At 41.7% G+C, this 12,922-nt stretch carries 10 protein-coding genes; 5 read left to right on the forward strand and 5 right to left on the reverse strand.

Annotated features, from left to right (window positions below; all coding sequences use genetic code 11):
* The first annotated feature begins 20 nt into the window (after positions 1-20).
* Together ACSYTJ_RS01580 and ACSYTJ_RS01585 are read left to right on the forward strand one after the other, a co-directional pair.
* Entirely contained in the window at positions 21-1,451 is a 1,431-nt protein-coding gene (locus ACSYTJ_RS01580; protein WP_491719996.1) for an MFS transporter, read from the forward strand.
* 13 nt (positions 1,452-1,464) lie between these two features.
* Positions 1,465-1,647, forward strand: a complete 183-nt coding sequence (locus ACSYTJ_RS01585; RefSeq protein ID WP_491717119.1) for a hypothetical protein — start codon at positions 1,465-1,467, stop codon at positions 1,645-1,647.
* A gap of 45 nt (positions 1,648-1,692) precedes the next feature.
* Here ACSYTJ_RS01585 and ACSYTJ_RS01590 read toward each other — a convergent pair whose 3' ends face one another.
* From ACSYTJ_RS01590 to ACSYTJ_RS01610, 5 genes are all read right to left on the reverse strand, one after another.
* On the reverse strand, positions 1,693-3,684 hold the full coding sequence (locus ACSYTJ_RS01590) for a S9 family peptidase (RefSeq protein ID WP_491719997.1): 1,992 nt from the start codon (positions 3,682-3,684) through the stop codon (positions 1,693-1,695).
* A gap of 68 nt (positions 3,685-3,752) precedes the next feature.
* The gene (locus ACSYTJ_RS01595) at positions 3,753-5,672 is read right to left on the reverse strand and encodes a M13 family metallopeptidase (protein WP_491719998.1); all 1,920 of its coding nucleotides are present in this window, start codon (positions 5,670-5,672) and stop codon (positions 3,753-3,755) included.
* A gap of 98 nt (positions 5,673-5,770) precedes the next feature.
* Positions 5,771-6,670: a glycine betaine ABC transporter substrate-binding protein gene (locus tag ACSYTJ_RS01600; RefSeq protein WP_491717122.1), complete on the reverse strand. Its 900-nt coding sequence runs from the start codon at positions 6,668-6,670 to the stop codon at positions 5,771-5,773.
* Positions 6,671-6,680: 10 nt separating this feature from the next.
* Positions 6,681-7,544 carry an ABC transporter permease gene (locus ACSYTJ_RS01605; RefSeq protein WP_491717123.1) on the reverse strand — a complete coding sequence of 288 codons (864 nt, stop codon included), beginning with the start codon at positions 7,542-7,544 and terminating at the stop codon, positions 6,681-6,683.
* Complete coding sequence (locus ACSYTJ_RS01610) at positions 7,544-8,737, reverse strand: quaternary amine ABC transporter ATP-binding protein (protein WP_491719999.1); 1,194 nt, start codon at positions 8,735-8,737, stop codon at positions 7,544-7,546. The genes ACSYTJ_RS01605 and ACSYTJ_RS01610 overlap by 1 nt, the downstream gene beginning before the upstream one ends.
* A 258-nt stretch (positions 8,738-8,995) precedes the next feature.
* On the opposite strand from ACSYTJ_RS01610, the gene ACSYTJ_RS01615 reads away from it, so the two are divergent.
* The 3 genes from ACSYTJ_RS01615 to ACSYTJ_RS01625 are packed head-to-tail and all read left to right on the forward strand — an operon-like array spanning position 8,996 to position 12,871.
* Positions 8,996-10,108: a YibE/F family protein gene (locus tag ACSYTJ_RS01615; protein WP_491720000.1), complete on the forward strand. Its 1,113-nt coding sequence runs from the start codon at positions 8,996-8,998 to the stop codon at positions 10,106-10,108.
* Positions 10,105-10,887: a YibE/F family protein gene (locus ACSYTJ_RS01620; RefSeq protein ID WP_491717126.1), complete on the forward strand. Its 783-nt coding sequence runs from the start codon at positions 10,105-10,107 to the stop codon at positions 10,885-10,887. The genes ACSYTJ_RS01615 and ACSYTJ_RS01620 overlap by 4 nt, the downstream gene beginning before the upstream one ends.
* Positions 10,880-12,871, forward strand: coding sequence for a S9 family peptidase (locus ACSYTJ_RS01625; RefSeq protein WP_491720001.1), 1,992 nt, complete (start codon positions 10,880-10,882; stop codon positions 12,869-12,871). The genes ACSYTJ_RS01620 and ACSYTJ_RS01625 overlap by 8 nt, the downstream gene beginning before the upstream one ends.
* Positions 12,872-12,922 lie beyond the last annotated feature (51 nt).

Here is a 12,922-nt window from a genome sequence, read left to right on the forward strand (position 1 = left end):
ATAATTTGAGGTGATTAATAATGAACCAAAATGCTGAACAAAAGGTAAGCTATGACTTACATGGCAAACCATTTAACCGTTCTTGGTTTATCTTTGTTCTTCTGTTAGGAAGCTTTACGATGTCGATCAGTCAATCATCTTTATCGACTGTTTACCCTACGTTCATGCGCTACTTTAATATTTCGGCGACTACCGTGCAGTGGTTAACGACCGCCTTTATGCTGGTAATGTGCATTATGATGCCGGTCAGTCCATGGTTATTGAACAACATCGGGTTTCGAACTTTATTTATATCTGTAATTATTTTGTTTGATGTTGGATCGATTATTATCTTATTTGCGCCTACCTTTCCGATTATGATGGTGGGGCGGATCTTAAAGGCCGTTGCGGTGGGGATTTTATTCCCATCGTATCAATCGGTCTTACTATACATCACTCCTAAGGATCAACGGGGGAGCACGATGGGACTGGCAGGATTAGTAATGGGTTCTGCCTTAGCAGTGGGACCAATTATTTCTGGGGTCGTACTGAAGTTTACCGATTGGCATGGGTTGTTCGTGTTCTTCATTACAACGGCAACGATTATTTTATTCCTAAGTTTTCATGCCATTAAGGATGTAATGCCCCATAAGAAGAGTAGCTTAGACTACGTTTCCACCTTCTTATTGGTTGGATTTGCAGGGATTTTGTACGTAGTGAATATGATTGGTAAGCCAAACGTCAACTTGGGGCAAGCAATTATTATTTTAGCGGTAAGTATTTTATTCGTTGCCATCTTCGTATATCGGCAATGGACAATGAAGCACCCGCTCTTGCAATTAAAGGTCTTAAAGACTTTTAACTACGATTTATCGGTGCTTTTAACTGGAATTTCTTACATTGCATTGATCGTAACGACGATTGTCTTTCCACTTTACTACCAAGATATTTTAGGGGTGTCACCATTTATCTCTGGGATGGCATTGGTTCCGGGTGCGGCATTCCTTAGCTTCTTGAACCCCTTGACTGGTAAATTAGCCGATCGGATCGGTTTTAAGAAAACCATGTTATCAGGGATGACGATGATTGTATTAGGTTGGTTATTACTGGCCGTGATTCCTGGTCAACCTAACATCTGGGTCATGATTTTATTGGCAATGCTGATCGAAGGTGGGAACGCCTTTGTAATGATGCCTGCTGTTACGTTAGGGGCTAATTCATTGCCACGAGATGTCGTTGCTGATGGGACTGCGGTTACCACGACCGCTCGGCAAATCTTAGGTTCGCTAGGGGTTGCTGTAGCAACTTTAATTTTAACCAATGTTGCAAGAAGTCAAAAAGCGAGTGGCATTGCTGAAACCGTTGCTAATCATAATGCTTATCACATTGTGTTCGTGACCATGCTAGTATTAGAACTAGTCGGGTTATTATTTGCATTTATGATTCGTTCACGGACGAACCAAACTAAATAGGAGCCGACTAATGATGTGTAATTCTAAAATAGTTTCTGTGATGTTCTTAATTTTCTATGGTGTGTTGATATACTTTTCATTTAATAACGATATGAATGCTCAAATGATCGCAATGCGAATGATGGCAACTGGAATGTTCTTAGAAGCCGTTGTGGGCGTTTATGAAGCCTTTAAGAAACACAACCACAAAAAATAAAAAAATCCTGATGACGAATGTCATCAGGATTTTTTTTTCGAATGGTTACTTCAGTGGGTCGCTTTTATAACGGTTGAACCATTCAAGGATATCATCAATTCTTTGAATTCTTAGGTTAGGCAATCCGTTTCTAGAGAAACCGTGGAATGATTGCGGATAACGAATGTAATCACAATCGGTGCCAGTTTGCTTGACCGCCGTAAAGTAAGATTCACTCTGGTTGGTAGGGCATCGCATGTCGTACTCACCGTGTTGAATTCTAACTGGCGTCTTTACGTTGTGAGCATATTTCAGTGGTGATTTATCCCAGTATACCTCATGGGCATTAGCGTCCTTGAATAAATCAACCCCTAGTTCAGTACGGTTGAACCAAAAACCAACGTCACTGGTGCCATAGAGTGCTTGCCAGTCAGTAACGGGTCTTTGCACGCTGGCTGCTTTAAAGCGGTCGTTATGGCCAATGATCCAACTGGAAAGGAATCCACCGTAAGAACCACCAGCGACGAAGAGTTTATCAGCATCTAGGTCCGAAAATTGGTTTAATGCATAGTCTAAACCAGTTAGGACGTCTGAATAATCATTTTCACCATAATGGCCAATCACATCAGATTCGAATGCTTGACCGTAAGATGTGGAACCCCTTGGGTTGACAAATACGACTGCATAGCCGTGGTTAGCAAGCGTTTGGAATTCATGGAAGAATGTTTCACCATAAGCAGCATGGGGGCCACCATGAATGTATAGGATGACTGGACTCTTTTGGCCATCCGCTAAGTTATGAGCGTGAATCGTCCAACCATCTAATTGGACCTTTTGATCTTTGGAGACATAGATAAAATGATCGGACTTAGCATAAGTATGGTCTTTTTCATACTGAGCATTAGGATTGAAAATCGTTGTAACGTCAGCGTTTTGACCATCGATGTTTAGCACTTGGAGTTCACTAGGCTTTTCTTGTTTGGAAACGCTTAAGACGATTTGGTGATCGTTCAAAGCACTGAAGTCATATACATCTTCAATTCCATCATGAAGGAGTTGATAGTCATTACCAGACCCTGATAATAGGATGCTGCGGCCATGATGATAGGCATGGAAGACATAATGATCATTATCTAGCCATTGGATCGCCTTACCCAATTTATGTTGAGCAAAGTCAGCAGCTAAACCATTTTCATACCCACAGTCATATTTATCATCACTATTGGTAACGTTAGTTAATTGTTCACCATCAAATTGGTATAGCCAAAAGTTATTGACTGTACAATTAGGGTGTTCATTGGTGTTACCAATTAATGCCAATTGTTTGCCATCAGGGGAGAACTGGGCATCTGAGAAGATTCCACCATCAACACTTTTAGTGATGTAAGTTTCCTCTTTGGTATCAACGTTGTACATGTATACCCCCTGAGTGGGATCATAATCTGTCTTTAGATCAGGGTGATTGGATTTGGTATAGACAATTTTCATATTATCGGCACTAATTGTTTTTAGATCAAAGTCATGTTTAACATCTAATAGGGTGATCGTTTGGTGCGTATGAACATCAAAGTAAACTAACTCATAACTTAAATCGTTTGGGAGCCACCCAATCCCATCTAACCGATTGAAAATTTTATTAACGTGGCGGGGCACTGGGAAGTCAGATGTTTCATACTTCGTTTTGACCCGTGATTTAGTAATTTTTAAAACGAGCGTTTGCTCATCGCTTGATTTTTTGATTTGTTCAATGTTATTGCCACTGGTAATTTGTTTGGCGGTTCCACCAGTAAGTGGCATTTCCATAATTTGGAAGTGTTTTTGGGCATCTCTGTGTAAATAAAAGAGTTTGCCATCACAGACAATGGGATTGACATTAATCCCACCATCAGCCCAAATTGTGTAGTTCTGATCTTCATCGACACTAGCAATTTTACTGTAATATTGGTTACTTTCCTCATCAATTCCATTTTCAACAAAGAAATAACGATCCCCAATTGCAGTTGGTTGCGTAATGGATTTTAATTTAAATAAATCATGATTTGAAACGCCTTGAGCCATTATCATTCCTCCTTATAAAATAACAGAATCCACTGATATTATAGCACTCAATCGAATGGATTGATAAATTACCAGATGTTGACCCGTTGATCTGGTGCCATGTACATTCCATCGCCAGGTTTAACATCAAATGTGGTGTAGAAATCAGCGAGGTTCTTTACTTGGACGGTCGCTCTTAGTTCGGAAGGGGCGTGAACATCAATCGAAAGCAGTAGCTGTTCTCTTTGTTCAGTCGATTTATTTCTCCAGATGCGGGCCCAGTTAATGAAGAATTCAGCTAAATTACAGTCTGGTTCGGCTTTGGCAGCTTCTTCGGCACAGCTAAGGCCACCAGCATCGGCAATGTTTTCAGAAACGGTTAATTTACCATTGACCTTGCCACCAGCAAATGGGATGCCATCGAATTGCTTGATCATGTTTTGGGCGAGTTGGTCGAAATGTTCGTGGTCTTCCTTAGTCCACCAGTTGTTCATGTTCCCGAATTCATCGAATTGCGAACCATTGTTATCGAAGGCGTGGGAAATTTCATGGGCGATCACGGCACCAATCCCACCGAAGTTTTGGCTCGATGATTGATCTAAGCTGTAGAATGGGGCTTGTAAAATCGCAGCTGGGAAAACAATGATGTTTTTGAAAGGATGGTAGTAGGCATTGACCGTATCAGCACTCATTTCCCACTTAGTTCTTTCTACTGGTTGGTTCCACTTGCTAAAGGAATCTTTGGTTGTGATTTTACCAAATTTTTCAACGTTGCTGATCAACGTACCACCGTCTTCTTCAGTATCGACCTTGTATTGCTTGAAGATAGGGTCAATGGCATCTGGATAACCCACTTGAATGACGAGGGAGTTAAGTTTGGTGATGGCCTTTTGGCGGGTAGCTTCACCTAGCCAATCGTTATCAGTTAACCGTTGCTTGTAGACGTTGATCATCTTTACGACCATGTCATGCACGTCTTGTTTAGCGCGTTCACCAAAGTATTTCTTACCATAGTAATCACCAGTAACTTGATCAAAGACGCCTGTCGCAAGGTAGTAGGCTGCTTTGTCCTTACTAGCAGGTTCTTTTTGTCCTGAAACGGCCCGATTGTATGTCCCACCGAGCACGCGTAAGTCTTCCGATAAAAGATTACTGTATGAAATAGCGGTCTTAACGATCATCCAACTCTTCATTAAATTGAAGTTATTATCATCAAGGAGATCCTTTAAGAATGCAAAGTATTCTGGTTCGGTGTCAATAATCTGATCGGGGGTTTGACCGATTAATTCGGTAATCGCCTTGTTAAGGTCTAACTTATCAGTAGCCTTGACAAATTCACTAAACTTCTTAGGGTTGTAAATCTTAGTGATATCAGCATTTTCTTCCGCTGATTTAACGTTTGGAGCAATTTGGGCATCGTAATGCTTAGCTTCTTCGACCATTGCTTCAGCTTCATCAGCAGAGTAGCCGATTTTTACTAATAATTGTCGTGCCATTTGCGTGTATACAGGCATTAATTGCTTAGCAGCTTCATTGCCAGCGGCATAGTAGGTCTTATCGGGCAGAATTAAGCTAGGTACCCCAGAGAAGAGGGCGTTGATCTTAGCGTTCTTCATGTCGGCTTCGATTTCAAAATTAAATGGCAGTGGTAAGCCTGATAGGATCCAGTCTGATAATTGATCATCTAGGTCTTTGTATGAATCAAGATCTTCGATGCGTTTCAAGATGGGTTTCAGTGGTTCAGCACCGACTTGATCACGTTTTTTAAAATCAAATACTAGTTGGTAGAACTTTTTAAATTCAGCCATTTCGGGATTACTTGGTTCCCATTTCCCCTCGCTAAGGGCTTTAAAATCACTGCGTAATGTTTTTTCGATGTCATCAACTAAATCCATGAAGCCACCAGTAGAAGCATGGTCAGCTGGAATCTTGGCATCCTTTAACCATTCACCGTTAACTGCTTGGTAAATATCGGTTTTGATTAGGGCCTGATTTACTGTGTCACTCATAAAAAATTCCTCCATATCCAAATTTTGATTAATTATAGTATACAAAAAAGCGGCTCACAAGTAACGTAAACCGCCTTTAAACAAATAGGATCTTAATGTTATTTATTAATTAAATCTTCAATCGTATTAATGTTTTTCATGTATTTTGGAACGGCCAATCCGACCTTGGCACCGTTTAAGTTAACGCCTGCGTCATCAACTTTGCTTTGATACTGTTTGTAGTACAATCCAGCGGTATTAGGCAGCCATGCGGACACGGTTGCATCAGCAGAACCATTAGCAACTGAGACCCACATTGGTTGCATTTCCATTGCTTGGATCGTGGTCTTATAACCCATTGAATCAAGCACTTGGGCAATTACATTGGTCGATGCAATTTCTGAATCCCATGCAACATAGGTCATCTTGACTGGTTGATTCCCCTTTTTCACACCCTTAGTCCATTCGGCAACTTTTTGGGGATTCTTTTTGATCCAATCCTTAGCCGCTTTGGCAGGGTCAACTCCCGCGTTTGTTTGGAGCATGACTTGAGACATCTCAGCAGGCGTCCAGTGGAATTGTTTGAGAATCTGATAAGCGCCTGGATTACTGGTTTTGAGATTTTTTTTAGTGATCGTGTGAATCTGTTCTGTCTTCCCATAAACATTTTTGGGATCCTTTAAGAACTTGAGCGGATACTTGGTGAACATCCAATGTGGTTGCCAACCAGTGATTACGATCGGCTGTTTGTATTTGATCGCCTTATCTAAAGTACTGGTCATCGCAGCCGTAGAACTGGTTTGAAGCTGCCATTTATTTTGGGCTAATGGATATTCGGTCAAGGCCTTTTGAGTCGAGGCCATAATTCCTGCTCCAGCATCAATTCCAGTGATCGTGTAGTTGATTTGCGGACCGAGCTTTTCCTTTGGATTATAAGGAGCGGTCACACTCTGGCAAGCCGTTAAAATGAAGGTGATCAAAATGACTGGAACGATCATTAATAGGTGTTTACGTTTCATATGGACCTCCTTACTTCGTTGGTTGCTTAGAACGGTTAAAGGCCTGCGTAATACGGTCCAAGATGATGGCTAGAATTACGATTGCCAGCCCAGCGGTGAATCCAGCCCCCGCATTGTTACGGCCAACTGCGAAGTAGACCTGAGAACCAAGGCCCATGGCCCCAATCATCGAGGCGATAACTACCATTGAAAGGGTCAGCATCATTCCTTGGTTCACACCAGACATTAACGTTGACTTGGCAAGTGGTAGCTCCACTTTTACTAATTTTTGCCAACTCGTCGAACCGAATGAATCGGCGGCTTCGATTAAGTCACCTGGCACCTGTAATAAACCTAAGTTGGTCATGCGAACGACTGGTGGTAATGCAAAGATAAACGATGCGATGACCCCAGGAACCATTCCGATTCCAAAGAGGGCGACAGCTGGAATCAAGTACACGAATGCGGGCATGGTTTGCATAAAATCTAAGATCGGTTTCAAGATGGCGGCAACCGTTTTGGACTTAGCCATCCAGATTCCAAGCGGCACCCCGATGATTACGATCAACAGGCTAGACGTCAGCACTAATGATAGCGTTTGGGTCATGTCACGCCAGAACCCTTGGTTCCAGATGAAGAGTAAGCCGATCAATTCGAAAGCCATTAATCCAATGAATTTAGCCTTGCGTAATGCATAAAAGGTGATTGCAAGAACTAGGATGATGAACAACCAAATTGGTAAAAGGTCGAACACCCATTGGAACGCGTTGATAATTGCACCAATGAAGTTAGTGATGCCGTTGAAAAAGCCCACGAATTGAGTTAGCCAGTTTACGAAATGATTGATCCAGTCTGCTACTGGAATTGGTTGTGATTGTGCAAAGAATAAGTTCATTATTTACCCCCCTGACTTCCTGAAAGTGATTCAAGAATTGAACTTCTGATAATAATTCCACGGAGCCGCTTTTGATCATCGACGACGGCAATTGGAACCGCTGTCTTAGAAATTGTTTTGAACAATTCTTTGATCGGGGTGTTCAATTCGGTGGTAGGGATCTCAGTTTGAATTGCCTTTTGAATGTCACGATCATCTTGTTGAATTAATTCATCAACCGATTGAGCATCTGCTAGCCCGACTAAGTGGCGTTCGCTGTCAACCGCATAGATACTAGAGATTTCGTCATCGCGCATTCTGCGGAGTGCAATTCTAGGGCCATCTTTTTCAACGTTAATCGTAGCTGGTCTGATCATGACGTTTTCTGCAGTCAAGATCTTTGTCCGATCAACACCTTGGATAAATGCCTCTACGTATTCATCCTTGGGGTGTTGTAAGATGTCTTCTGGCGTCCCGATCTGGACGATTTCACCATCCTTCATGATCATGATTCGATCCCCGATGCGCAGGGCCTCGTTCAAATCATGGCTGATGAAGATGATCGTTTTCTTTACGGATTCTTGTAAGTCGATTAATTCATCCTGCATTTCCTTACGGTTCAAAGGATCCAAAGCGGAGAACGCTTCATCCATTAATAAAATTTCAGGATCATTAGCAAGGGCTCTTGCAAGGCCCACTCTTTGTTGCATTCCACCGGATAGTTGGCTAGGAAATTCATTATCATAACCATGAAGGCCAACTAATTCAAGTGCATCATGCGCTTTACTTAGTCGTTCATCCTTAGCGATGCCTTGAATTTCTAATCCATAGGCGGTATTTTCGATGATGGTGCGATTGGGGAATAGCGCAAAATTTTGAAAGACCATATCCATTTTGGTCCTTCTGATTTGGCGTAATTCCTCCTTAGAAGCACTAGTAACACTACTGCCATCGAGTGTGATTGTCCCTTCGGTTGGTTCAATTAACCGATTGAGCATTCGAATTAGGGTCGACTTGCCACTTCCAGATAGGCCCATGATAACGAATATTTCATTATCGTTCACTGCAAATGAGGCGTTATCCACCCCAACGGTACTACCAGTTTCTTTTAAAATAGCTGCTTTGGAATTGCCGTTTTTCATCATTTCCTTAGCTTTGCCAATGTGTTTACCAAAAATCTTGGTTAATCCTTTGACTTCGATTTTGGTGGTCATAAAATTCCTCCCGAGTTAAAAATAAAGATAGGACGGCAGCCCTATCTAAGCAATAAAATAAAAAAAGGGCCAGGTGGGCTCTTTTATTTTGACAGGACATAACGTCCTAATTAGACAAACTATATATAATACCTTAAAGAAAATAAAAGTTTGTGTCAAATCAATTAGGAAATTGAACTAACTAAATGTCAGTGGTAAACGTGATTAGATTAGTGTGTTAGAATGAATTATAAATTTTTTTAGATTGAGATGAAAATGATGCAAAAATTGATTGATAAAATTCCTTGGAAATTAATTTTAGGGTTAGTTTTAGCAAGTGTTTTAGTTATGTTCGCAGTGATGCATGATGATGGATTCTATAAACAACCGATCATGTTAGTGCAAAGTGTGACGCAGGGGGAGACCACTACGACCACGGATGAATTTCATAACTCGGATTCACAGACGAATCAAACGTTGAGCGGGATTTTGTTGAATGGTAAGCAAAAGGGACGCCACATTACGGTGCAAAATACCTATTCGACTTCTGAGACAATGGATCATAAGTATGCGGTCGGGCAAAAAGCGTTCGTAGTGGTTCACCCGAGTGAAAACTATCGCACAACGATTAAGGACTACAAGCGCGATGTGCCAATTACATTTTTAGTGTTATTAGCCACTTGTTTATTACTGATCTTTTTGAAGCTAAGTGGGTTAACAGCATTGTTGAGTATTGTGGTCAATACGATTTTATTTGTCGTTGCGGTAATGTTAAATGGCCATAGTCAAGGGACCCAGGTGTTAATGGTGTTTTCTGTGCTAGCGGTCGTGTTCTCAGTAATCACGTTGATCTTAATTTTAGGCTTTACCCGCCAGATGCTAGTAACGTTGCTTTCAACTGTCTTAGGAACCGCAGCTTCGATTTTAATTGCACTAGTAGTCTTTGTCTTTACCCATGAACGGGGGGTTTACTACGAATCGATGCAGTATGTGACCCAATTACCGCGCCCGTTGTTTTTAGCTGCCACTATGATTGGTTCACTAGGAGCGGTCATGGATGAGTCTACCGATATCGTTTCTTCGCTCTTCGCACTAAAAAAGGAGCGTCCCGATATTTCAAGTCGACAGATCTTTTTATCCGGGCAACAAATCGGTAAATCGATCATGGGGCCGTTATTAAACGTGTTATTCTTTATTTTTATGGGGGAAACGATTCCAATGGCGCTGCTATTCTTAAAAAATGGCAATACTTGGGGTTACTCGTTTTCAATGAATATGTCGTTAGGAGTCGTGCAAAGCCTCATTAGTGGAATCGGAATCGTGATCTCGATTCCACTGGCAAGTGGGCTTGCGAGCTTGATGATTGAAAAACGGGGGGCAAAAGTCAAATGAGTACAATTACCGCATTGGGTTTGATATTATTAGTATTGATGGTGGTTGTGGGCGGTAAACAGGGCCTTCAGTCATTCATTAGTTTACTGTTGAACTTTGGCTTTTTATTCTTTGCCATTGTTTTAATTGCGTTTCATTTCTCATCTTTGATAGTCACCCTTGTGACCGGAGTAATCATTTTGTCAATCACGATCTTTCTTAGTGGGACGAGTGATGAAACGAGTCAAATTGCCTTTATAGCTTCCTTAGTGGTACTGGGGTTATTGGTCTTGTTGATCATCCCAGTTGAGCATTGGGCGCAAGTACAAGGGTTTGGGCTTGAAGATAGTGATGACCTTGAGGGGATGTCAATTCTAGTTGGCATTGATTACGTTCAAGTGGCAATCGCAACTGCAATTTTAAGTACCCTAGGCGCAATTGCCGAAGCCACAATGGCAATCGCTTCGGGGTTAGATGAAATTATCGAGCAACACCCAAAGATTGAACCGAAACAACTATTTGCCGATGGGATTTTAGTGGGGAAGCAAATCATTGGAACCACTCTGAACACGCTATTCTTCGGTTTGTTCGGTGGTTCATTATCCCTGTTTATTTGGTTTGCGGGCCTAAAATATTCACTTGGCAGTATTATTAATGACAAGGTCTTTGCTGGGCAGTTCATCATCATTTTATTTTCGTTGCTCGGCGTTATTATCACGATTCCAGTTACAGCATTGGTAATGGCACAACAATATCAAATTAGAAAAAGAAAAAAGGGGAAGGTCGATAAACATGACTAATACTAAATTAGGCGTCAGTGCACAGGATCTATATCAGCTAAAGTCCTTAACCCAACCCAATCCAATTGGGAAACGGGCCTTTTTTGTGGAAAACGGGATTGATAAAGCAGCAAATAAGTATACTTCGCAGATTGCAAGTGTTGATACGGATGGACATTACCAAATCTGGGCAACTGGTGGGATTAACGTTCAACCAGTTGGGACCCATACTGATCTGTATTATCGCCACTTAGATTCTAAGGGGCGCTACCAGTTGATGAAGATGCCCCTTTCTGGCGGGGATGCAGTGCAGGTTACTGATGCCGATTCGATCGTTCAAATGCGCATGACTCCTGATGAAAACGTCTTGGTTTTAAAAAGGGTGCACACGAACGTTTCTAGTAAGTTCAACACCAGTGACCGCCCGCAAATTCGTCATATTACCAAGCTAGATAATCGTCTTGATGGAATCGGTTGGCTTTCTAACGATAAGCGTTACTCGTTGACGATGTTTGATTTGCAGACCCAACAAGAAGTGCCATTGTTCGAAAGTAACTATGACTTAGATTTTCAAGGGATTAGTCCTGATTTGACAAGGCTAGTCTTTATTCAATCCACAATGCATAATTTGACCGACTCGGTTGATGATACGGCGGCATTATACCTTTATGACATTGCTAATAAGAAAAAAACGTGGGTAACCAGTGAAATGCCTAGTGGGATCTTTACCGATGCTCGTTTTTCACCAGATGGTAAAAATATTATCGTGATCGGTAATGATAATCACTACGTTCATGCGACCGTTAATCACCTTTACTTATACCCAATTGACGATGGGAATCTTTACCAACTAAATTTAAATGATGATATCGATGCTGGGTTTGCTGGGGGGTTGAGTACTGATTTTGCTCAACAACGCAGTAATCTAAGTATTTTTTGGCTGGATAGTTCGCATTACATTTTCCATGCTTATCACCATGGTTATAGTCAGTTATATACCGGAAACTTAGATGGTGACATTCAATTAGTGCGTGATAACCATAGTGAAATCTATGACTTTGTCCCAATTGATGTGAACCATGTTTTGATCAGCGCATCGTCTCAAAAATCACCCAGCGAGTTGAGAATTGTCGACTTAAAGCAGTTCGACGAACGGGGGATTTACAATCCTAATCAGGCCTATGAAGCTACCCATGAGTACGCCGAAGTGGGCGGGTTTACCTATGACACTAGTGATGGTAAGGATAAGATTTACGGTTGGGTAATGCACGCCCATAATTTCGATCCGAATCAAAAATCGCCAGTTGTTTTATACGTTCACGGTGGCCCCCATGATGCATACGGGGAATCATTCATGCATGAATTCCAATACTTAGCCAGTAGCGGATTTGCGGTCGTGTTCTTAAACCCCAGGGGGTCTACTACCTATGGGCAAAAGTTTGAAAAGGCATTAATGGGCCACTATGGTGAAATGGATTACGATGATATCATGACTGGACTACAGGCTGCATTGGATCATTACAGTGATTTGGATGCCGATAAGGTCTTTTTAGCTGGTGGTTCTTACGGGGGCTTCTTTGCGGCCTGGGCGGTTGGCCATACGAATCGCTTTAGAGCTGCAAGTGTTCAACGGCCAATTATTGATTGGCAAGCATTATATGGCACTGGTGATATTGGGATTCGTTACGCAAGTGCTGAATTGGGCAAGGATCTTTATGCCGATGATGCCAATGATTACTACTGGGATCGTTCACCACTAAAGTATGCTGATCAGGTGAAAACTCCCGTTAGAATCCAACACGGTGAATACGATATGCGAGTCCCAACGAACCAAAGTGAGGCGTTCTTTACCGCCCTTAAGCAGACTGGCACCGATGTTGATTACATCCGTTATCCACAGTCTTACCATGGGCTTTCTAGGCATGGGTTGCCGAACTTACGGGTTCAGCGACTAGAAGATGTTACAGAATGGTTCCGCAGATATTTAAATAATGAATCAATTTAAAAGTAAAGCCATCGGTCATTCGATGGCTTTATTTAATTTTGTAATTATGTT

This window comes from Nicoliella sp. ESL1113 (assembly GCF_058509245.1).